The 22834-nt window shown below is 40.1% G+C and carries 18 protein-coding genes; 10 read left to right on the forward strand and 8 right to left on the reverse strand.

The window, feature by feature from the left end:
- Nucleotides 1-88: 88 nt before the first annotated feature.
- From nagA to ID12_RS01975, 3 genes are read left to right on the forward strand one after another with little or no spacing between them, the layout of a single operon-like run.
- On the forward strand, nucleotides 89-1279 hold the full coding sequence (gene nagA / locus ID12_RS01965) for an N-acetylglucosamine-6-phosphate deacetylase (protein WP_050826644.1): 1191 nt from the start codon (nucleotides 89-91) through the stop codon (nucleotides 1277-1279).
- The gene (gene nagB / locus ID12_RS01970) at nucleotides 1279-2004 is read left to right on the forward strand and encodes a glucosamine-6-phosphate deaminase (protein WP_046527618.1); all 726 of its coding nucleotides are present in this window, start codon (nucleotides 1279-1281) and stop codon (nucleotides 2002-2004) included. Before nagA ends, nagB begins: the two co-directional genes overlap by 1 nt.
- Nucleotides 2005-2022: 18 nt before the next feature.
- Entirely contained in the window at nucleotides 2023-2748 is a 726-nt protein-coding gene (locus ID12_RS01975; protein ID WP_050826645.1) for a GntR family transcriptional regulator, read from the forward strand.
- 27 nt (nucleotides 2749-2775) lie between these two features.
- Here ID12_RS01975 and ID12_RS01980 read toward each other — a convergent pair whose 3' ends face one another.
- The 5 genes from ID12_RS01980 to ID12_RS02000 all read right to left on the reverse strand — a co-directional run bounded on the left by ID12_RS01980 (nucleotide 2776) and on the right by ID12_RS02000 (nucleotide 8751).
- On the reverse strand, nucleotides 2776-6630 hold the full coding sequence (locus ID12_RS01980) for a lamin tail domain-containing metallophosphoesterase family protein (RefSeq protein WP_050826646.1): 3855 nt from the start codon (nucleotides 6628-6630) through the stop codon (nucleotides 2776-2778).
- Between the two features lie 94 nt (nucleotides 6631-6724).
- Complete coding sequence (locus ID12_RS01985) at nucleotides 6725-7111, reverse strand: phage holin family protein (protein WP_007500042.1); 387 nt, start codon at nucleotides 7109-7111, stop codon at nucleotides 6725-6727.
- The gene (locus ID12_RS01990) at nucleotides 7112-7306 is read right to left on the reverse strand and encodes a PspC domain-containing protein (RefSeq protein ID WP_008348183.1); all 195 of its coding nucleotides are present in this window, start codon (nucleotides 7304-7306) and stop codon (nucleotides 7112-7114) included.
- A 6-nt stretch (nucleotides 7307-7312) separates the two neighbouring features.
- On the reverse strand, nucleotides 7313-8404 hold the full coding sequence (locus ID12_RS01995) for a DUF4097 family beta strand repeat-containing protein (protein WP_007500040.1): 1092 nt from the start codon (nucleotides 8402-8404) through the stop codon (nucleotides 7313-7315).
- Between the two features lie 11 nt (nucleotides 8405-8415).
- On the reverse strand, nucleotides 8416-8751 hold the full coding sequence (locus ID12_RS02000; RefSeq protein WP_008348186.1) for a hypothetical protein: 336 nt from the start codon (nucleotides 8749-8751) through the stop codon (nucleotides 8416-8418).
- Between the two features lie 197 nt (nucleotides 8752-8948).
- On the opposite strand from ID12_RS02000, the gene ID12_RS02005 reads away from it, so the two are divergent.
- On the forward strand, nucleotides 8949-9179 hold the full coding sequence (locus ID12_RS02005) for a hypothetical protein (RefSeq protein ID WP_008348188.1): 231 nt from the start codon (nucleotides 8949-8951) through the stop codon (nucleotides 9177-9179).
- A gap of 33 nt (nucleotides 9180-9212) precedes the next feature.
- Here the strand turns inward: ID12_RS02005 and uvrA are convergent, their stop codons facing one another.
- The 3 genes from uvrA to ID12_RS02020 form a co-directional block, all read right to left on the reverse strand.
- The gene (gene uvrA / locus ID12_RS02010) at nucleotides 9213-12089 is read right to left on the reverse strand and encodes an excinuclease ABC subunit UvrA (protein ID WP_050826647.1); all 2877 of its coding nucleotides are present in this window, start codon (nucleotides 12087-12089) and stop codon (nucleotides 9213-9215) included.
- 7 nt (nucleotides 12090-12096) lie between these two features.
- A complete protein-coding gene (gene uvrB, locus ID12_RS02015) occupies nucleotides 12097-14082 on the reverse strand; it encodes an excinuclease ABC subunit UvrB (RefSeq protein WP_035389639.1) in 1986 nt (661 codons plus the stop codon).
- Between the two features lie 290 nt (nucleotides 14083-14372).
- Nucleotides 14373-14618 carry a CsbA family protein gene (locus ID12_RS02020; RefSeq protein ID WP_008348197.1) on the reverse strand — a complete coding sequence of 82 codons (246 nt, stop codon included), beginning with the start codon at nucleotides 14616-14618 and terminating at the stop codon, nucleotides 14373-14375.
- A gap of 285 nt (nucleotides 14619-14903) precedes the next feature.
- Between ID12_RS02020 and ID12_RS02025 the strand changes: the two genes are divergently transcribed.
- The 6 genes from ID12_RS02025 (at nucleotide 14904) to ID12_RS02050 (ending at nucleotide 22823) form a co-directional block, all read left to right on the forward strand.
- A complete protein-coding gene (locus tag ID12_RS02025; protein WP_050826648.1) occupies nucleotides 14904-17435 on the forward strand; it encodes a PEP/pyruvate-binding domain-containing protein in 2532 nt (843 codons plus the stop codon).
- 90 nt (nucleotides 17436-17525) lie between these two features.
- Nucleotides 17526-18098, forward strand: a complete 573-nt coding sequence (locus ID12_RS02030) for a TetR/AcrR family transcriptional regulator (protein ID WP_025208046.1) — start codon at nucleotides 17526-17528, stop codon at nucleotides 18096-18098.
- Between the two features lie 40 nt (nucleotides 18099-18138).
- Nucleotides 18139-19473, forward strand: a complete 1335-nt coding sequence (locus ID12_RS02035; protein ID WP_019743411.1) for an MFS transporter — start codon at nucleotides 18139-18141, stop codon at nucleotides 19471-19473.
- Nucleotides 19474-19741: 268 nt separating this feature from the next.
- On the forward strand, nucleotides 19742-20725 hold the full coding sequence (locus tag ID12_RS02040; RefSeq protein ID WP_050826649.1) for a YncE family protein: 984 nt from the start codon (nucleotides 19742-19744) through the stop codon (nucleotides 20723-20725).
- Complete coding sequence (locus ID12_RS02045; protein ID WP_024719907.1) at nucleotides 20722-21408, forward strand: response regulator transcription factor; 687 nt, start codon at nucleotides 20722-20724, stop codon at nucleotides 21406-21408. Before ID12_RS02040 ends, ID12_RS02045 begins: the two co-directional genes overlap by 4 nt.
- Complete coding sequence (locus ID12_RS02050; RefSeq protein WP_046526817.1) at nucleotides 21405-22823, forward strand: HAMP domain-containing sensor histidine kinase; 1419 nt, start codon at nucleotides 21405-21407, stop codon at nucleotides 22821-22823. Before ID12_RS02045 ends, ID12_RS02050 begins: the two co-directional genes overlap by 4 nt.
- Nucleotides 22824-22834 lie beyond the last annotated feature (11 nt).

Genomic DNA, 22834 nt, shown 5'->3' on the forward strand with positions numbered 1-22834 from the left:
GATCCTGTTTCAACACATTCACTGGTATAGACAACTATACTTAAAAAAGGTAAACTGAATCTAACGACGAGAATAAGGGGGCACAATCATGAGCAGTTCTTTATTGCTCTCCAATATTCATATTGTGACAAAGACAGAAATCATTGAAAACGGTTTTGTCGGTTTACGCGATGGCAAGATCGACTATATTTCAACATCACCACCGACAGGAAATTATGAAAAAGTATATATTTCCCGGGAAAACTTTTATTTACTCCCCGGAATGATTGATATTCACATTCATGGGGGATATGGTGCAGATATGATGGATGCGACACCAGAAGCCATGAATACACTTGCTGATCACTTACCCGCAGAAGGAACGACAAGCTTTTTAGCAACAACCATTACACAAAATCATCAAGAGATTGAGCAAGCACTTAAAAATGTCGCACAGTGGAGACCCTATAATGAAAAGCAGGCTGGAAGTCAGGCACAATGTTTAGGCATTCATCTAGAAGGTCCTTTTATTTCTAAAGATAAAGCTGGTGCGCAGCCAGCTCAATGGATTACACAGGCTAACCTTCCTCTTTTTGAGAAATGGCTGAGTGCATCTGATCAGCTGATTCGAATTGTCACTTTTGCACCTGAGGAAGATACTGATTTTGCATTTCTTTCCTTACTAAAAGAAAAAAATATCATTCCTTCTATTGGACATACAAATGCTCATCATGACATGATTGAACTAGCAGCAAAGCACGGTGCGCGTCATGTCACGCATCTTTATAATGCAATGAGTTCATTTCAGCATCGTGAGCCCAATGTTGCAGGAGCTGCACTTACAAACGAAAAGCTTTTGACTGAGCTGATTACAGATGGCATTCATTCACATCCTCTTTCCGTAAAGCTTGCGTATTTGGCAAAGGGAAGTGAACGTTTGATCATGATTACAGACTCAATGCGTGCAAAAGGACTTGGAGAGGGGACCTACGAATTTGGCGGGCAGACTGTGACAGTCGGCGGTGAAAAAGCATTGCTGGCAGATGGAACACTTGCAGGATCGATTTTACAAATGAAAGATGGGGTCAAACGTATGAGACAGATCACACAATGTGGATGGACAGAAATTGCTCAAATGACCTCAACAAATGCAGCCACTCAGCTCGGGATCGATCATCAGCTCGGTTCGATCGAAGTTGGAAAACTGGCAGACTTGGTCATTTGGGATGAAACTGGCGAACTCATGATGACGATCTGCCATGGACAAATCGCTTATGAAAAAAAGGAGGCCACACACTGATGAACATCATCGAATTTGCAGATAAAGATCAATTAGGAAAAGCAGCAGCTGCTTTCATTGCACGTACCATTGAATCAAAAACAGATGCGGTTCTCGGTCTGGCAACTGGCGGTACACCAATTGACACTTATAAAGAGTTAATTCAGTTGCATCAAACAGAACAATTGTCTTTCAAACAAGCAAGAACAGTGAATCTGGATGAGTACGTGGGAATTGATCCAAATCATGAAAATAGTTATATGACTTACATGAAGCGTCATTTATTCGACCATATTGATCTCCCATCAGATCAATATTTCCTCCCCAATGGTGCTGCTTCTCACTTGGAAGAAGAGTGCTTAAGGTATGATCAGCTCATTGAAGATTTAGGGGGTATTGATCTTCAGCTACTTGGTATCGGACAAAATGGACATATCGGGTTTAATGAACCTGGTACTCCCTTCGACTCAAAGACGCATGTCGTCCAATTAGATGAACACACTCGCCAAGCCAATGCAAGATACTTTTCTTCTATTGATGAGGTGCCTACACATGCCATTACAATGGGAATTGCAAGCATTCTTTCAAGCAAAAAAATTCTCCTTCTCGCATCAGGAAAATCAAAAGCGGACGTGATACAATATTTAGAACGAACAGAGATTCACCCAGACTTCCCTGCATCTGCTCTAAAACTTCATGAAGATGTGACGATTTTTATTGATCGAGAAGCTGGTTCACTACGCTAAACACGAGAGGATTTTCACATGTTTATTGATAAGCAGTCACCTATCCCCATGTACCATCAGATTATGGAGAACTTGAAAAAGCAGATTGAGGATGGAACGTTAGCACCTGATACACTCATTCCTTCTGAAAGAGAATATGCCGAACGCTTTGGTATTAGCCGAATGACTGTCAGACAAGCCTTATCGAACCTTGTGAACGAAGGATATTTATACCGGCAAAAAGGAAAAGGAACATTTGTTAGCCGAAAGAAGTTTGAACAACCGCTTCAGGGCTTAACAAGCTTTACAGAAGATATGCGTCAACGTGGGTTCAAAGCTTCAAGTCAGTTGATTGATTTCAAAAAAGTCGCATGCCCAGAGCACTTGCTGCAATCATTACAGCTGTCGAACAGTGAAGATGTCTATGAATTAAAACGAATCCGCCTTGCAAACGATGAACCAATGGCTATTGAAACGAGTTATATACCTGAAAAATTTGCTGGCGAGCTCACAAAGGACCATTTAACTGGATCTTTATATGAATATATAGAAACGAACACAGGTCTAACCATTGCCCATGCCAAGCAGGAGCTTGAAGCCAATGTTGCTTCAAAGGACGAAGCTGACCTGCTGTCTATTTCATTAGGGGACCCTGTCCTCTCCATTGTAAGAACAACTTATTTTCAAAATGAAATTCCATTCGAGTATGTCATGTCCATTTATAGAGGGGATCGATACAAACTCACTCACACAATGGAAAGATAAAACTGTGCTCCTGAAAGCACAGTTTTTTTATTTCCTAAGAAATGTTGATTGATCATCATTTTTTGTATGAATTTTCCATATAGGCGAAATCGCTTTCCCTTCGAAACGGTCTTTTGCTACAGTGTACCAATAATATTCTTGATTTGGCTTTAACCCTTTCCATTCAAAGCTTGCTTTTTTACCACTTTTCACACCTTTGACCTCTCCAAGAAGAACGTTTGTGTAGACATTCAATTCAAAATAATTGGTTTTAACGGATTTCATTTTAGGTGTTAAATCCACATCAATTGAAAATTCATCTTGATCTCCATACGTTTTTGGATCATAGAAATGTTCTTGATTCAAGTAGGGTGAATATGTGGTGAAATGAAGTTTATTTTTTTCTTGATCCGCAGTGATCAGCCGCATAAAACCTTGACCGCCTTCAGGACCTGACTGGTAATCTGCAAGGATTTGATATACTTTTCTGTCCACTTTTCCATCATGATCATCGTCAATCTCATCTACTTTTCGACTGGCTCCGTGGTAGTGACCGCTAAATACTGCGACAATATTCGGGTGACGCTTTACCACTTGATGGAAGATCAAATCTCCAATTGGGCTTCGATTGCCGCTCACTAACAAATACTCATGGAAATTTAAAATGACAATTCGATCTGGATGTTCAGAAATGACTCGATTTAACCAGTCAATCTCATTTTGCTTGATCCCCCAGCCCATATACACCATCATATAATCATTGCCACCAGCAGAGATAAGATCATAATGACCTCGATTGTTTTGATAGGATTCACCGTAATACGGCTTGTCTTCAAAGCGTTTCGCTCCAAAATATCTCCCATATTCCCTATAATGGCCGTCTTTGTGCCTGACATCATGATTACCAGCTAATACACCGTAAGGAATCTGATGCTTATCTAACACACGCATAAATGTATCGGCACGATTCCACTGCTTGTCCTTTGAATCATCCACAATATCACCTGTATGGAACACATATTGAATATTTAATGGGTCCCTTTGATCTCTGATCCACTCGACCATTTTTTTGAAGATGTGAGGATAACTTCTGGCATAATATTGAGTATCAGACATCCACACCATCTTATAAGGCTTTAACGTCTTACTGACCTCATCTTGTACAAGCAAATCAAACGTTTGATTTTTCATATACTGTCTGACTGACAGCAGCCCTTTCAGGTAAAATTCCTTTTCATCCTTGGCAAAGTGATGAGTGATTTTATCCCACTTTTCTTGCTGATGATTCCAAGCGTACATCGTTACCTTTCTCCCTGATAATGAGCTTCCTTTCCATACAGCCTCGACAACATCCTTTTCACGTACATCGTGATGAACCTTGATTTGAAAGCGATGATAAGGAAAATGCTGTAGATCTTTCGTTTCCACTGATTTACCATCAGCAAATGCAATGCGATTTCTTTCTCGATCAGAAAAAATCATTTCCCCTGTTTCATTTAAATGTTTTGGCGGCTCTGTTTCCGCTGCATATTTGAAAATCTTCATGGACGGATGCAGCGATGTATATTGATAGGCACGGTAAAAGGAGTAATCTAACTGATCATTTGTAGGATCATTGGTTAGCACTGTTTGCTTAGATGATTCCATTTTTGTCCTATCTGACACTCTCTCTGGCGTCTCAGGGTGTTCATGTACCGTCTTAAAAACCTTTTTCAAAGTTGATTTGTTTCCAGCGGCATCTTTTGCTTTTATCTTCAATGTGTGCTCCCCAGGTTCTAATTCGCTAGAGGACGTTTGATAAGGCAAAGAGATCGGTTTTCCATCTAAATATGCCTTCATCTCCGCTATATCACTCCAACGATCCGTCACCTTTGCCTTTAACGTAAAGACGCCTTTAAATTGGTCATTTGCCTGTATATTACTCTTGATTTTCGGACCCGTGTTATCGACTTTCACACGTACAGATTGAGATTCGTCTGCGGTTTTAGCCTGAACAACATGTACTCCTTCTTTCAGCCTTCTTGTATCCCACTGAATATAGCTTGAAGCATATGCTTGCTTCGGGATTTGAAACTGAAATGCTCTTACCTTCTTAGCGCTGCCACCGTCGCCCATTTTCCATTCCTCATGCTGGCTCGCATTTAGAGGCAGAATTTGAGTTCCATTCGATAAAATCATCTGGACATTTTTCAATTCAAAATCATCGTGATTTTCTCCAGGAAATCGGTCAAACGGCGATGACTTCGTCCCAGCATGGAATGATATCGTTTGTGGACCTGCCTTTTCTAAGTGTTTTTCTGGTATTGGTATTGTATAGGTGCGATACACTTTTGTCGAATCATCAAAAATGGAAAGTAAGTGCTTACCTATAGATACACCATTCTTAAAATATAAATTTGTCCCTTTGACATCAAATGCAAGATATGGATCTGCTTCAAGTGCAGGGAATACTTGTCGAATCGGTTTTCCATCTATCATTAATTGTATGCTTTTTTTCTGATCTGCTGTTGCTTTTAAGTGAAATACGCCAGAAACCGTATCTCCTTCTTCTACATTCAATCGAAGGCCGTGAGCTTTGCTTACTTGTTCCACATCAATTGTTTTTTTCATTGTCATTGCTTGATTTTCGCCGTCTGACGCTTCAATCTGATATTCCAATCGTTCTTTACCGATGAGCTCAGGTGAATAAATAATATGGTGAAACAGCCGATCATTATGATCCTTTTGAAGCAGCACCTCTTTAAAATCTTCATGACGATTGATTCGATATCGCAATTTGACCGTTTTGACGGACTGATCATCCTGCACATCTGCTCTCATTTCAATGCCTTCAGTTGGTTTTATCGGTTGATTGTCTGTCATATCTTCGATCACAGGTTTATGAACATCTTGTGATATTTCTTTTTTTTCAGTTGGAACTTGTGCTTTTAACACTTTTCCGGGTGTCGGCTCTTCCTCCACTTTCGAGATCAGCTTCATTTGTGTCGTTCCATCCATTGGATACTTGAACAGTAACGATCTGTGCTCGCTAAACAATGAAGACTTTAAACGATAGGATGCCGACGATACCTCTTCTCCTATATTTGTTGTGATAGAAACAAGGCGGGATTTAGAATTGGACAATCCTTTACTCTCAATGACCGATAGATGCTCGCCCTCTTTTAAATGGCTTTTGTACATCGCATTAAAATCCGCTACTGTTAAATGCTCCTGTCCTTTTTTTCTAAGCCAAAATACGTACGGTTTTCCAGGAGAAATGGTGATCGGACTTGTGTGGAATGAATATATATCATCCATCTCCACGCCTTGCGCTGGATTGCGATAGCGAAGCTGATAATGTCGAAGTGAAATGGGTGCATGTGTTGTGTTATACACCTCGATGAATTCAAAAGCATCCTTGCCTTTGCGGTTTTTTGAATTCACCACGATTTCTGTCATCAATAGCTCAGGGATTTGTGAGAGATCCTCTTCAAATCCGTTTAAGTGAACAGCTTGTTCGGTTGTTTTGATGACAGACTTCTGCGTCAGGAATTCTGTATAGTAATGAACTGTTGGATTCCACAATTGATCTGTCGGGATTTTCGCTGTAAATTCTGGTTTCATCCCCGGCAATCGTTCCATTGGGATCAATCGATATCCCAGTTCATCACTCTGTTTATAGTACAAGTTTGCAGACAAAATTTGCTCTGACTGACTAATAGATGCCCGAAATTGAAGATCACGGTTTTTTCCTTGAACCGGACGGACATCTACTTGAAATTGATCAAAGATAAAAGGTGAAAAGGGCTTATTTCGTATGTTCACTTGTGTTTGTGTCAAAGATCCTGCTGAAGCAGGCTGACTGAAACAAAAAAGAATGCTCAAAAAAAGCAAAAGAATGATTTGTCTGCTCACATTCACCATCGTGCACCGCCTCCCTTCGGATATTGTGTCTCCTGAAGACGGTTTTTATGACAGATGGAACGGGGAAACGATATAAATTCACACAAAAAAACCGTTAGCTTTTTTTCGCTAACGGTTCCACGATTCCTTTTTGTATGAGCAGATGGAAAATGGATAAAATGACAGCCATCCAAATGGCCGTTCCAAACCCATCAATGTTAAAACTATCTCCCATAAAGCTTGAGGTCATCATCAGTGTGATGGCATTAATGACAAAGAGGAACAATCCTAGTGAAAGTACTGTCACTGGCAGCGTTAAAATGATCAAAAACGGCTTCACTAAAATATTGAGCAAGGACAAAATAATACTTGCTACAATCGCAGCGCCAAAACCTTCAATATACACACTACCAAGGCCTGGCAGAATGCCTGAATCAAAATATCCAGCAATGACGATTAAAAGTAATGCATTGACGAAAATACTAACGATCCATCTAAGCATTTAGTTAGTGCCTTCTTCCGGAACAACAAAATACCAGATGAAGTAGATCAAGAATATCGGCATAAATGCTGTCATAAATCCGATGATCACCGTTAAAATACGAAGCAGGGATGCATCGACACTTAAGTATTCAGCAAGTCCACCAACAACACCCGCTATTTTTTTATCTGTCGCTGAACGATAAAGCTTCTTCATGTAGAATCACTCCTTGTCTGATTGGTGCTTTACTTGGATTGAGCCTGTTTTTGTTTCTGCAAAAATGGATATATTGTGCTCCGCCTGTTGATTGGCTTTGATCATTTTCTCTTTTTGCAGCGTTTCATTTTTCTCTTTAATCATATTTGCATCAAGCAGTTCATGAGAGATCGATCCGAGATTGCTTTTCAGCTCCGCAGTCACTGCACAAGCACGCGGAATCTGAACGTCCACACTGCCTGTTGTCGTTTTTGCATAGATCGAACGGCATTTCTCATCTGACAGCTGAACAGCAATGTTCCCATTGAAGCTCTGTGCATCAATTGATTCACTTTTCCCACGCAGGTCAATGAGCCCATTAATGGTTTCTACTTCAATCATACCACACTCGTGATCAGCCAGTTTGATTTGTCCATTTGCTGTTTCAATTCCGACTTTTTCTGCTTGTAAAGAGGCAAAAGAGACGACGCCATTTGTTGTTTTTGCAGCCAGTTCTTTTGTCTTTAGCTTTTCCCCGCGAATCGGTCCATTAAACAGTTTGACTTTGATCTTATCGTATTGGATACGAGGTACATACAGGGTGACATTGACCTTCATGGTCTTCTTTTCAGTTCGGATAAAAAATTTGTCCCCTTCAAGCCCGCAATCCAGATGTTGAAGAAATTGCTGTCTTGCCTGCTCTCCATCCTCTGCACGGTAAATTTTCGCATGACACTCTGCCCGAACATCCCCATCATCCCAAGGCATCAAATTGAGACTGCCGTTTGCCAATTGAATATCTAAATGAGATAGTGCCGCGTCTTTGAATTGAAAAATGTGTTCAACGTCGACGGACTGTCCAAAGTTCAAATCAAGATCTACATCTTTGACCTTTTTCACCGCCGAATCTAACCATCCAAACAGCTTGGCACCGAGGTTTTCAGTACCAGTTCCTTTATTCTCTGTGCCAGCTTTTTCTTCATGAAAGGTATGATCAGCCGTTGATTTTTCTAGTGAAATGGACTGATTTTCTTCTAATTTTTCAAGTAGCGTAATTGCTTCTTTTGCAGATAATGTCCCGTCTTCTACTAATTTTAAAATGCGTTCTTTTTCATTCATACAAAGCCCTCCTACGATTTGATGGATTGAAGCACTTTAATACCTTGAATGATATTCCAAATGACAGAGATCAAAAAGCCAATGGCGACTAAAAAGGACAAGATAAGTACGGTGAACACTGGAACGAGTGAGTCGCTTGCCTGTGTCGTCAATAAAAAGGGGATAGCTCCAAAAACCAGCAGCACACACGCTGCGACTGGCAAAACATGTGACCACAATGCACGCAGCGAATGCCGTTTCGTTTCCTTTTGATCCACTACAAAATATGCCACGATCGGTACAATAAACGGCATGAAAAATACACTAAAATAACAAATAGATGCAATGATCGACTGATCTCTGTTCATATATATTCGCTCCTTCATGATGAAAATTCCTTTCTAACTCATACGTTTATGGCGTATAAAAAGTTTCAAACTCATTCGATTTACATATGACCTTAGACACAAATTATTTCTTTTTGCACCTAAGTGTAGATTCTTCATGGATTACCCTTTAAAATATGTTGAAAAGATGGTGATTATCATTATAGGGGGTAATTATTTTGACAGATCATCATAATGCTAACCACACGGCACAAACGCTTTTAGACCTTATACAGAAACAGAAAAGCATGAACAGCGATATGATCAAGGAGCTAGAGGCCATTCATCCGTCTCATCCGAAGTATGGTGATATCCGTTATTTAAAAGTACTGCTCGATAGTAGCAGCACTCATATTTTAAAGGATTTAACGCACCTCAGTAACTTAATGCCAAAGGAAGATGTGCAATAAAAGGAAAACCCCTCTTTTCCGAGGGGTTTTTCTTTATGAGGATGTCACACTTTCTGTTTCTTTGACTAACTGTTTCATTCGCTCACGGTCACGCTCTAAAATCGGTTTTAGGTATCGACCGGTGTAAGAAGCTTCTTCTTTAGCAATGTGTTCAGGTGTTCCTGAAGCAATAATCGTTCCTCCACCAGCACCGCCTTCTGGTCCTAGATCAACAAGGTAATCGGCTGCCTTAATAATATCAAGGTTGTGCTCAATGACCAATACCGTATCCCCGTTTTCGACCAAGCGTTGGAGCACTTTTAACAACCTAGCAATATCATCCACATGAAGACCGGTTGTCGGTTCGTCTAAAATATACAAGGATCTTCCGTTTGAACGGCGGTGAAGCTCAGATGCCAATTTCACACGCTGCGCCTCTCCACCAGACAATGTCGTGGCAGGCTGCCCAAGTGTAATGTATCCTAATCCAACATCAAAGATCGTTTGCAGCTTCCGCTTAATTTTCGGGATATTCTCGAAAAATTGAAGTGCGTCCTCTACCGTCATTTCAAGCACATCGGAAATATTTTTTCCTTTATACGTGACCTCTAGAGTCTCGCGGTTATAACGTTTCCCGTGACACACTTCACAAGGCACATATACATCAGGTAAAAAGTGCATTTCAATTTTAATAATGCCATCTCCACGACACGCTTCGCAGCGTCCACCTTTCACGTTAAAGCTGAATCGCCCTTTTTTATAGCCTCGTACCTTCGCTTCATTGGTTTGCGCAAAAACATCCCGCACGTCATCAAATACACCTGTATACGTAGCAGGATTGGATCTTGGTGTACGGCCAATTGGAGATTGATCAATATCAATGACTTTGTCTAAGTGATCCATTCCTTTGATTTCTTTGTGCTGTCCTGGCTTCGCTTTTGCTCTGTGCAGTTTTTGGGCAAGGGATTTCAATAAAATTTCATTCACAAGTGTACTTTTCCCTGATCCTGATACACCCGTCACAGCGGTAAAGACACCTAAAGGAAACTTCGCATTCACGTTTTTAAGATTGTTTTCTTTTGCCCCTTTAATTTCAATGAAGCGCCCGTCAGGCTTTCGTCTCTCAATCGGAAGCGGGATGAATTTCTCACCAGATAAATATTGTCCAGTCAACGATTTTGGGTCCTTCATGACTTCTTCTGGCGTTCCAGCTGAAATCACTTCTCCTCCATGAACCCCTGCTCCTGGTCCAATATCAATGAGATAATCAGCGGCAAGCATCGTATCTTCATCATGTTCTACGACAATCAGTGTGTTTCCGATATCACGCATGTTTTTCAATGTCCCAATCAACCGGTCATTATCCCGTTGATGCAGACCAATCGATGGTTCATCTAAAATATAAAGAACGCCTGTCAGTCTTGATCCGATTTGTGTCGCCAAACGAATCCGCTGCGCCTCCCCGCCTGATAATGTGCCAGCAGACCGGCTTAATGTCAGATAATCTAATCCGACATTATTTAAGAAGGATAAGCGCTCTTTGATTTCACGTAAAATGAGCTGAGCAATCTGCAAATCTTTCTCAGACAACTCAATTTTCTTATAGAAATCAAGGGCATCAGATACAGACAAATCGGTCATTTCTCCGATATGTTTGCCATTGATGAGAACCGCAAGCGTTTCTTTTTTCAGGCGATATCCTTTACAGGTCGGGCATGGCTGATTGGCCATATATTTTTCCATTTGCTCCCGAATATAATCGGAGCTCGTTTCCTTGTAACGCCGTTCAATGTTACGAAGCACACCTTCAAACTCGATTTCATTTTCACGGACCTGGCCAAAATCATTTTCATATTTAAAATAAATCAGCTCAGAGCCGCTGCCATATAAAATTTTATCAAATAAATGCGTCGGGATATCTTTTACTGGAATATCCATGTCAATTCCATAGTGTGTACATACGGCCTCAAGAAGCTGCGGGTAATATTGTGAGCTTTGAGGCTCCCATGGGGCAATGGCATGCTGCCGTAAAGTCAAATCCTTATTCGGAATCACAAGCTCTGGATCTACTTCTAGTTTAGAACCAAGCCCATCACAGCTTGGGCAGGCACCGAAAGGGCTATTAAACGAGAACATTCTTGGCTCAAGTTCCCCAATAGAGAATCCGCAGTGCGGACAAGCATGATGCTCACTAAATAACAGCTCCTCTTGTCCAATCACATCAATCATCACACGGCCTTCACCAAGTCGGAGTGCCGTTTCAAGAGAATCAGACAACCGTGCCGCCACGCCTTCTTTCACGACAATTCGATCAATCACCACTTCAATGGAATGCTTTTTATTCTTTTCAAGCTCGATCTCTTCTGACAGGTCCTCCATCTCGCCATCAACTCTGACTCGAACGTAGCCCTGCTTCCGAATTTGATCAAGTACTTTCACGTGAGTTCCCTTACGTCCAGATACGACCGGAGCAAGCACTTGTAGTTTCGTTCGTTCTGGATACTCTAAAATGCGGTCTGTCATTTGCTCAATCGTCTGTGATGTAATTTCGATCCCATGAATAGGACAAATCGGTTTTCCGACTCGAGCATATAATAGACGCAAGTAATCATAAATTTCTGTAACAGTCCCAACGGTTGATCGAGGGTTCCTGCTTGTCGTTTTCTGGTCAATACTAATCGCTGGAGAAAGCCCTTCAATCGCATCTACATCTGGTTTGTCCATTTGACCGAGAAATTGACGTGCATAGGCTGACAGTGATTCAACATACCTACGCTGACCTTCTGCATAAATGGTATCGAAGGCAAGCGACGATTTTCCCGAACCAGATAAACCCGTAATGACCACTAGCTGATCGCGCGGGATATTGACATCAATATTTTTAAGGTTGTGGGCTCTTGCCCCTTTCACCTCTATTCGTTCCATAGCCATCAGGCATTCATCCTTCCGCTTTTAGCTCTAGCAATAGATCTCTTAATTCTGCTGCTTTTTCAAAATCAAGCGCTTTTGCTGCATCTTTCATTTCCATCTCGACGTTTTCGATCACTTTTTCTCGTTCTTTTTTGCTCATTTTTGACAACTTTGGTGCTGCTTTTGTTTCGTATTCTTCTGAATCCTCATGTACTTTTGTTGCCTTGATCACATCTCGAATCTTCTTATGGATCGTTTGCGGAGTGATACCAAATTTCTCATTATACGCTTCTTGCTGCTCACGTCTCCGCTTTGTTTCTTGTATGGCAATGTCCATTGATTTCGTCATATTGTCTGCATACATAATAACCCGGCCTTCTGCATTCCTTGCAGCACGGCCAATCGTCTGGATGAGGGATCTTTCTGAACGTAAAAAGCCTTCTTTATCCGCATCTAAAATCGCCACGAGCGACACCTCTGGAATATCCAAGCCTTCTCGAAGAAGGTTGATCCCTACAAGCACATCATATTTTCCGAGACGTAAATCACGAATAATCTCAATCCGCTCGAGTGTCTTAATTTCTGAGTGCAGATAATTGACCTTGATTCCGATTTCTTTCAGATAATCTGTCAGATCCTCAGACATTTTCTTCGTTAAAGTCGTCACAAGCACACGCTCATTTTTCTCAACCCTTGCATGAATTTCCCCAATTAAGTCATCGATTTGTCCTTCAATTGGACGGACTTCAATGATTGGATCAAGCAAACCGGTTGGACGAATAATTTGTTCCACAACCTCTGGCGTTTTCTCAAGCTCGTATGGGCCAGGTGTTGCAGATACATGCACAATATGGTTAATGTGCTTTTCAAACTCATCAAATGTGAGGGGTCTATTATCAAGTGCTGACGGCAGACGGAATCCATGATCAACAAGCACTTGTTTTCTTGCCTGGTCCCCATTGTACATGGCGCGAATTTGCGGGATGGTCACGTGTGACTCATCGACAACAATCATAAAATCATCCGGAAAATAATCAAGCAATGTGTAAGGTGTTGAACCAGGCGGACGTAGGGTGAGATGTCTTGAGTAGTTCTCAATCCCTGAACAAAAGCCCATCTCTCTCATCATCTCAAGGTCATACCTTGTCCGCTGCTCAAGACGCTGTGCTTCAAGCAATTTCCCGTTTTCACGAAGCTTTTCCAACTGTTCCTCAAGCTCTTTTTCAATATTAATAATCGCTTTTTCCATCTTTTCTTCTCTTGTGACGAAGTGAGATGCTGGGAAAATAGCAACGTGGTCACGATCACCGAGAATTTCTCCAGTGAGAGCATCTACTTCACGAATACGTTCAATTTCATCACCGAAAAACTCCACTCTGATACAATGCTCATCTCGTGAAGCAGGAAAAATTTCAACGACGTCTCCTCGAACTCTGAAGGTTCCGCGCTGAAAATCTATATCATTACGAGAATACTGAATATCCACAAGCTTACGCAGCAGCTGATTTCGTTCAATTTCCATTTCAGTTCGTAAAGACAGCACAAGCTCTCTGTATTCTTCAGGAGAACCTAAGCCATAAATACAGGACACACTGGCAATGATGATGACATCTCTCCGCTCAAATAATGAGGATGTGGCGGAGTGCCTTAGCTTATCGATCTCATCATTAATGCTGGCATCCTTTTCAATAAATGTATCAGTTTGAGGCACATACGCCTCAGGCTGGTAATAATCATAATAACTCACAAAATATTCGACAGCATTATTCGGAAAGAATTCCTTAAACTCGCTGTATAATTGTCCGGCAAGTGTCTTGTTATGCGCAATGACAAGGGTTGGTTTGTTCACTTCTTTGATCAGGTTGGATACAGTAAAGGTCTTTCCCGTACCTGTAGCACCTAACAGCGTTTGATGCTGTTTCCCCTGATGGATGCCCTCCACAAGCTTTTCAATGGCTTTTGGCTGATCCCCTTGGGGCTGATAGTTAGAAACTAATTCAAAGCGGTCACTCACATCAAAGCCTCCGTTTCGTTACGAAATCTATCTAATGAATATATTATCATAAAAGAACACAAAAATACGAACTAAAGTTCGTGTCTGACTTGATTTTTATTTCCAATACAACCATACCCTCTCTGCCGTGGCTCATAACCCTCTAAAGAAACCTTCCTTTCAGTATGGAACATTTTGGAGTGAGATATTCGATCAGCAGAAAAACCACAAAAAAGAAAGCTGCACTCACTAGAAATCGTAAGCACAGCTCCTGTATCAAAAACATTTTCTTTTCATCAAGAGGGATCACATCAATGATGTTTTTCAGCCTTCTCTCTTTTTTCGACTTCTTTCTTGGCCATAAACAATGCCCCGGCCACTAAAGAAATAATATCTAATCCTACGATAAAGTAGGTTTCTGTATAGCCTTTCATATACGAAGCAAATAAAAGCGCTGCTGTTAATGCAATGCCAACGTAATGATTATAAGTAACCTTTGAAAATAAAATAACGAGCAAGAAAGGAAAAACAAGTGCAAATATGGCTTTTGTAATCACAAAAACCCTCCCTCTACATGGTCTACTCCCTTGATTATAGTAAAGATTGGCATAATGAACAATTCACAGTTTTCGATTTCAGCTTTTTTTCTTCTCGGGTGAAGACTTTTGATATAGATGAGGAGGAAAATTAGTGAAAACGTCCCCTTTCTAAAGATAGGTCTTTACGTCTTTGACAGTTACATCCAATAAATTCTATGATGAAAATGATAGTGCGCACTATCATTCAAAAAAACAAAAAGAGACAAATGAAACCATTGGCTATTTGGATAAGGGGGCATTCCCATGTATTCAGTATTATTTCATGCGGCTGAAGAATCCGCATCACTCGCAGGGGCAAAAGGCGTGAATTTAATTAAATTAAACAATCACGGACTGCCAGTTCCAGATGGATTTATTATTAAAACGAACAGCTTTGCAAGCTTTCTTTCATATCACAATTTCCATCCAACTGATCAAAACCTTGCCCGAAAAATCACAGAAGCTTCGTTTCCTTCACAAATGGAGACAGAATTACTTTCATCCTTTCAATCATTGTTGAAAACATATCCATCCGTTGCAGTGCGATCCTCTTCTGTTGCGGAAGATCTCGAAGGCGCCTCCTTTGCAGGTCAATACGAGACCTATTTAAATATCAAAACAAATGAAGAATTCTTGCAAGCCGTCAAAGAATGTTGGTCGTCTTACTTCGCAGCAAGAGTCACAGAATATAAGGAAGAGATGATTGAGAACGAGGAAGAGATGCCGCTCATGGCTGTTGTTGTACAAGGATTGATCCATTCTGACATCTCTGGTGTCATCTTTAGTGAGAATCCTGTATCAGGAAAAACAAACGAAGTCATGATGACTGCAAGCTATGGACTAGGAGAAGCCATCGTCTCCGGTCTTGTGACGCCAGATACATTTATTGTAAACAAAGAAACGTACTCTATTGAAAAATCACTAGGAACAAAAGAAGTGCAAATTGTTCCCTGTCAAGAGGGCGTCATTGAACAACCCGTAGGTGAGGAGATGGCTGGCCAATTTTGTCTTCGAGATGATCAATTGATCCAAATCACGAAAATGACAAAACAAGTAGAAGAACTTTATGGACATGGAGTAGATATCGAATTCGGCATGTCAAATGGTACTTTTTATTTACTTCAAGCAAGACCGATTACTGCTGCTTTTACCAATACAGCAAATGGCTCCTCAGGTGCATCCTTTCAAATGAAACCTGAAGAGCTGCAAGACTTCTGGATTTCAATGGACGATCATATGCCTGGACCCACAAGTCCTCTTTTTTCAAGTTTGATCATACCTGCTTTAAAAAACGGGATGAAGAAAATCGGAGAGAAGTATCAAGTACCAGACCTTAATATTAAAGATATCAAGCTTTATAGAGGCCATTTGTATTCTTCACCGTCTATGCCAGAAGCAGAAGTGGTAGCCGAACCAGTTTTTGACGAGAGCCTATTCGAACTGTTTCCTCGTTTAAGCGAAAGAATGTATCGCATTTTAGAGCAAAACTTGTTCCCATTATACGAAAAACTTGATCGGCAAATCACTCAATCGCTGACAATTGATGAAGCCATTAATGGCTTTCAAGAATTAAAAGAGATTTATCTAAGAGCGTATGACGACCATTTTGACATTGTCATACCTCAAGTCATTCTATCAGCAATCATTGAAGACATGCTTGTCTCATATGCTGGCGATCAAACACAAGTCGTCCTGTTGCATGAAATGATGATAGGTGTGATGAACAAGTCTCTTGAAACAGATCAAAAGCTATCTCACTTGGCAAAAGACGTCCTTCAAGATTCGGAACTTCTTCAGGCATTTACCGATCATTCAGCGAATGCTGAACTATTATATGCACTCAATCATACAGAAAAAGGGAAAAACTTCATTTCCAAAGTAGAAGATTTTCTCCAAGTCTATGGTTGGCGGTCTGTTAAAAGCCATGATTTCACAGAGGAAACATGGGTGGAAAATCCTGAATTTGTCTTGGACATCATTAGAAACAACATTCGGTACCAATCTGATTTTGATGAAGAATTTGCACAAGCCGTGATCAAAAGGCAAGAAACGTATGAACAGTTTATCAGTCAAGTGACAGATGAAGCGTTTAAAACAAAATTTGAGGAACTTTATCATTTTGCACTCCATGCAGCCAATATTCGAGATGATCATCACTTTTACATTGATGCCATGTTAGATGCAAAAGCGAGACTCTATCTCTTAAAAATTGGTGAACTTCTTGTTCAAAAAGGAGCGATCCCTCATCAAGAAGACCTTTGGTATCTTTACGATGATGAAGTACTCAATGCGCTCACAACTTCGACCACATACGATTCGATCATTCAGCAAAGAAAAATTGAAATGAAGGAAAATGAATCCATCCAACCACCAGCTTATACAGGAACGCCTTCTGAAGCTGAATTACAGCAAGTAGAAAGAATGCTCGGTTCGCTAAGGGAAAATGAAAACAACACAGACGATGCAATCTATGGAATTGGTGCATCTAGCGGCATTACTTCTGGAAGAGTCAGAGTCATTACATCTGCTGATGAATTTTCACAATTTGAAAAAGATGACATTTTAGTTTGTAAAACAACGACACCTTTATGGACCAGCTTATTTAGAGACGCAAAAGCAGTCATCACCGATTCTGGCGGCATTTTGTCCCATTCCGCTATTATCGCTAGAGAATATATGATACCGGCTGTCCTAGGTACACGGATCGCAACTGAAAAACTAAAATCCGGTGACCTCGTGACAGTAGATGGAGCCAATGGGCGTATCCAGTTATTAAATCAGCATTCACGGGCATAGTCGTCACTGTTTGAATCATATTGGCGGTCACAGATTTTATCGGTATACTTACTTTGTTGCAAACACATTCATAACCTGAGGTGAGTATGCTTGTTAAAATCAACAAATCAACGGATCATTCGCGCAACAATGGAATTATTGTCTGAAAAGGGCTATCAAAAAACAACGACAAAAGAAATTGCGACAAAAGCGAATGTAAGTGAAGCGACAATTTTTCGTAACTTTAAAAACAAACGCGGCGTGATTGCTGCCATTATGAAAATGAAATCAACACCGACCAAAACCCTTGAAGCAGAATTTAAAGACGATTTATACACCGATTTAAAATTTCTCGGTAGCTATTTCCTTGAAGATTTGACTTCAAAAAAAGAATTTATCTATATCAGCATGAGAGAACCCGCTATGTTTAAAGATTTAACAGACCATGAAAAAATTTATCCTCAAGAATTGAGAGACATGCTGATTCATTATTTCAAAAAAATGGGTGCTCAGCATCGTGTATTAGAAGGAAAAGAAGACATCTATGCAGATATATTTATTAGCACGTATTTTGGCTTTTTCATTCAACAGCTAGAGCAAGACATTCAGCTTGTTTTAACAAAAAAAGAAGACTTTATTGAGACATGCACACACATTTTCATGAGAGGAATTTCCCCCACTTAATTGGGTGAAATTCTTCTTTTTTACAAAGGTGGTAAACACATTGAATCTTAAAAAAGAGAACTTGATCATTTATTCTTTGCTGCTTGGAGCTATTTTAGTTCCAGTCAATTCAACCATGATCGCAGTCGCTCTATCATCTATATCAACTTATTACGATCAATCCATATCAAACATTACTTGGGTGGTCACGATTTATCTAATTGTCATGGCAGTCACTCAACCTATTGCGGGTAAGCTGGGAGATATATACGGCCACCGCAGCATGTATTTAGCTGGTGTGATACTCTTTTTGATTGGCTCCATTGGATGTGCTTTCGCACCTAATCTTGCTTTTCTTATTAGCTTCCGATCAATTCAAGCGGCAGGCGGAGCTATATTAACGCCGAACAGCATTGCTTTAATTCGTGCAACAGTATCACATGAAAAGCTTTCTAAAACTATGGGTTTTTTCGGTTTTGGAGCGGGAATTGGTGCCGCACTTGGACCTTTTATCGGCTCTATTCTCATTCAGAGCTTTGACTGGCATTCCATTTTCCTAGTGAATATACCATTTTTGATTCTCACACTTGTGACAGGCGTTTTTATGATTCCGAAGATGAAACATACACGTTTACAAGCCAATGTAGATATCATCGGTTCGTTATACTTAACAATCGGGATCGCCACACTCATTTTGTTTACTAAAAGCCAAGTATTAAACGAATACATGATCTATGGCGTTCTAGCGGTCATTTCCATTCCTTTATTTTTCAAACACGTACGAAAAGTTACAAATCCCATCATTGATTTGACACTATTTAAAAACAGTACTTTTACGAACGCTAACCTTTCTATCATGCTTAGTAATTTTGTGATGTACGCGATTCTTCTCATCATGCCGCTGTTTATGGAGCAAAAACTCGCGCTTTCTCATACACAAAGCGGGATTTTCCTTTCGATCTTTTCACTCTGTATGTCTATTAGTGGATTACTCGGAGCAAAGCTCCATCCAATAAAAGGTGCCAAAAAAATGATTCGATTTTCATTTCTATGCCTTACTTTATCCGGTGTTATGCTGATCACACTAAGCAGCTACCCAAATTTACCACTCCTTATCATCACATTAGTCGCTGGGGGGATCTCATCAGGTATTGGCATGACTAGCATGCAGATGGCTTCTTTAACATCTGTTGATCAGAGTTTATCCGGCTCTGCATCTGGGATTTTTTCTACCTTTCGATATTTCGGAAGTATCATTTCATCTACTTTAATTGGTATATTAAGTGGTTTTCAATCTTTATTTATCGTATTAATGGGGGCAGGTATTCTTGGTTTCCTCCTCTCTCATCGTCTAAAAACGAAACCCACTTCTCATTCATCTGAACACTCTGCTTAATGACTCCCTTCGCTCTATTTAGGGCGGGGGAGCTATGATTATTTGTTACTGTAACCGATTATGGATACAATGATCAAACTGTGAAAATGATCTTTTACTCATGAAAAAATGTCATATGAATAAACGAAAAAGAAATTTCAACTTTCATTCAACTCTACTTCCCCACCTAAAAACTTCTTTTCATATCTTCCAGCATTCATAACTTCGATTTTTTTTCACAATTTTTGTGTTATGCTTTTTGAAAATAGAGCACCAAAGGAGCAGAAGGATGAAACGAGTGAAATATTTTTTAATATGCTTGTCAGCTCTACTATTTTTCCTAGCAGGCTGCGGAAAAGACCAGCAATTTACGCCACCTGGCAGCTCTCAATCAATTGCTGTCATTTCTCAACTAAAAAAAGCCTCCTTTTCAATCGTTGATTTACAAAAAAATAAAATTGTCTCTTCCGTTGATTTAAAACATCCTCTCACTGATCTTGTTCACATCAACAAAGACGTGATCATTGCATCAAGTAAGGAAGGACAATCTCTTATAGAAATCAATTTAAAAAAAGGAACAGCAGCGGACTATATGGATATGAATAAAGGTCTGACTTCACTTGCGTATGATGCGGATACCAACACTTTACTTGTGACCGATTCAGAGAAAAATGTCGTTTATTTTATCGATACAGTGCACAAGAAAATAAAAGCAACTGTGAAGACCGGGACATTACCCTCTTCTATGGCGTTGTCTTCTTCAGGAACGTTGTTTGTTTTAAATGCAAAAAGTCATTCTGTTTCAGTCATTGATATTGAAAAGAAAAAAAAGATACGAACGATTTCCGTCCTAGAACGGCCATCTGGCATTCATTTTGATGGGCATTCCATTTGGGTTGGAGGGCACGGTAAACCGGGCACATTAAATAAGAGCATTTTTGCTTACGACCCTAAAACAGGTAAAAAACAGCGAGAAATCAAACTAGGTGTTATGCCAGTCGCATTTTTTTCAGAAAAAAACTCTTCTACTTTATATGTATTATGTCATGGAGACCACACACTATATAAAGTAAATACCGAGAAAAACAAACTGCTTTCCTCTGTTGAGACCGGTCAAAATCCGAATTATATCACTGCTGATTCCTCATCTATATATGTCAGTAACTTAGATGACAATTCAGTATCCGTCATCGACAAACATACATTTATGTTGAAGAACCGACTGAACATCCCAGCAGGACCTTATGCTATCATGTTGGAGGAAAAGAAATGAAAGAACAGATGAATATTTTAATAGTAGATGATGAATTAGATATGCTTGAGTTAATCGGATCCTTTTTGCAGAGACAAGGCTTTCACGTGATAACTGCAAATAATGGCACGGGCGCCTTACATCAGCTTGAAAAAGAGGCCATTGACCTTGTTGTATTGGATATTATGATGCCAGATATGGATGGATTCGAAGTCTGCCAGCGCATCAGGCAAACCTCCCAAATCCCCATTTTATTTTTAACAGCTAGAAGTTATGAAGAAGATCGCATTAAGGGGCTGGAAATTGGAGCAGACGACTACATCATGAAGCCTTTTAGTCTACGTGAGCTTGCAGCTAGAATTGAAACGACATTAAGACGAATTAGAGGTCTTTCTTTAAAGCGCAGTCGAATCATGATTGGTGACTTGGAGATCGATCAAGACGGCAGACAAGTCTATCTCAAGCAAAAGCCCATCAATTTAACAAGAAGAGAATTTGATTTACTTATGTTTCTTCTGCTCAATCAAGGCCAAGTCTTTTCCCGTGAACAGCTCTATCAAAAATTGTGGGAATCACACTCACCTAGTGGCTCTTTAAGAACAGTCGATACACATATTAAAACACTAAGACTGAAATTAAAGGAAGCGGAACGGTATATTAAAACCGTTTGGGGTGTCGGCTATAAGTTTGAGGAGGACAAATGAAGCCATTATCTATTAAAAGGAAAGTGCTTTTCTTAATCCTTTCAGTTATAGGCATCGTTGCTGCCTCAGCTCTTGCCCTGACTTATTACTTATACCAGCACTTATATATAGATAAACAGATTGACTCTTTAAGTTTACAAGGAAAGAAACTGGCAGAAATCTATCACAAACACGGGAAAGACACATATTTTACTGACAGAATGAAGTGGGCAAATGACTCAAGTCAGGCAAGTGTTATTTTTACTGATGATCCTATGGAGCTTTCAAGCGGTATTCCTTTTGATACGAATACAAACGATAACCTCATTACGTTTAAAGAACGCCAAAAGCTTCTTCAGGGGAAAACAGTTGTGTTAATTAGAGAACACCCCCAGTTTCATCAAGATATTCTCGGGATTGCCATCCCTGTGTTCTCAAACAAAAATGATTTATCAGGAACCATTTTCCTCTCTATGCCTTTATCTGATGTGTATGAACCGTTTGTTCAAATTCGATTAACGCTTGGCATCTCTATTTTAATTATCCTGCTTTTGATTTTCTTTATTGGATATAAAAGTTCTAATAAAGTCGTAAGGACGATCAATCAAATGAAAGAAATTGCAATGGAAATGGAATCTGGTGATTTTTCAAAACGCATGGCTGTGACCAAAAAAGGGGATGAGTTAAATCAGCTGAGCCGTTCCTTTAATAAACTGTCCTCTACCTTAGAAAAAGTTGAACAACATCGCAGAGAGTTCCTTGCCAATGTCTCCCACGAACTGAGAACGCCTTTAAGTTATATGAAAGGCTATGCTGAAGGAATTGAAGAAGGCATTATTGATCAAAAGAAAGGCATGCAGATTATTCAAGACGAATCCACACGATTAAGCCGGCTCGTCCATGACCTTCTTGATCTCGCACAGTTAGAGGGGGAATCTTACCCACTAACGATGGAACCAATCGTCTTTGCGCAGCTTATTCATGATGTTCTTGATCAAATGACATTCATTACTAGTCAAAAGGGAATCTCGTTCAACCGAGAACTCGAAGAAGATTGTATTATTTATGGTGATAGCGATCGACTTGAGCAAGTCGTTCGTAATTTATTGGACAATGCCATCCATTACACGCCATCAGGAAAATCGATTTCGATTGAATTATTCGTTCACCAACAAACTGCTGAATTGAGAATCACAGATGAAGGCAGCGGAATTCCAAAAGGAGATCTCCCTCATGTTTCTGAGCGTTTTTATCGAGTGAATAAAGCCCGCACAAGAAAAGATGGCGGCTCTGGTCTTGGACTAGCCATTGTTTATCAAATTATAAAAAAACATCGTGGCACGTTCGTTCTTCAATCTGAACAAGGCCTAGGTACGACCGCTGTTATACAATTACCAAGTGCAGAGAGCACTGAAACTCCGCCTGTCTCCTCATAAAATAAGATGAC

Origin of the sequence: Bacillus altitudinis, from assembly GCF_001191605.1 — a bacterium.
GTDB lineage: Bacteria > Bacillota > Bacilli > Bacillales > Bacillaceae > Bacillus > Bacillus altitudinis.

Bases quoted from the DNA above. Each gene is read 5' to 3' on its own strand.
- nagA (WP_050826644.1), top strand. From the start codon at position 89: ATGAGCAGTTCTTTATTGCTCTCCAATATTCATATTGTGACAAAGACA.
- nagB (WP_046527618.1), top strand. From the start codon at position 1,279: ATGAACATCATCGAATTTGCAGATAAAGATCAATTAGGAAAAGCAGCA.
- ID12_RS01975 (WP_050826645.1), top strand. From the start codon at position 2,023: ATGTTTATTGATAAGCAGTCACCTATCCCCATGTACCATCAGATTATG.
- ID12_RS01980 (WP_050826646.1), bottom strand. From the start codon at position 6,630: ATGGTGAATGTGAGCAGACAAATCATTCTTTTGCTTTTTTTGAGCATT.
- ID12_RS01985 (WP_007500042.1), bottom strand. From the start codon at position 7,111: ATGCTTAGATGGATCGTTAGTATTTTCGTCAATGCATTACTTTTAATC.
- ID12_RS01990 (WP_008348183.1), bottom strand. From the start codon at position 7,306: ATGAAGAAGCTTTATCGTTCAGCGACAGATAAAAAAATAGCGGGTGTT.
- ID12_RS01995 (WP_007500040.1), bottom strand. From the start codon at position 8,404: ATGAATGAAAAAGAACGCATTTTAAAATTAGTAGAAGACGGGACATTA.
- ID12_RS02000 (WP_008348186.1), bottom strand. From the start codon at position 8,751: ATGAACAGAGATCAGTCGATCATTGCATCTATTTGTTATTTTAGTGTA.
- uvrA (WP_050826647.1), bottom strand. From the start codon at position 12,089: ATGGCTATGGAACGAATAGAGGTGAAAGGGGCAAGAGCCCACAACCTT.
- ID12_RS02025 (WP_050826648.1), top strand. From the start codon at position 14,904: ATGTATTCAGTATTATTTCATGCGGCTGAAGAATCCGCATCACTCGCA.
- ID12_RS02040 (WP_050826649.1), top strand. From the start codon at position 19,742: ATGAAACGAGTGAAATATTTTTTAATATGCTTGTCAGCTCTACTATTT.
- ID12_RS02045 (WP_024719907.1), top strand. From the start codon at position 20,722: ATGAAAGAACAGATGAATATTTTAATAGTAGATGATGAATTAGATATG.
- ID12_RS02050 (WP_046526817.1), top strand. From the start codon at position 21,405: ATGAAGCCATTATCTATTAAAAGGAAAGTGCTTTTCTTAATCCTTTCA.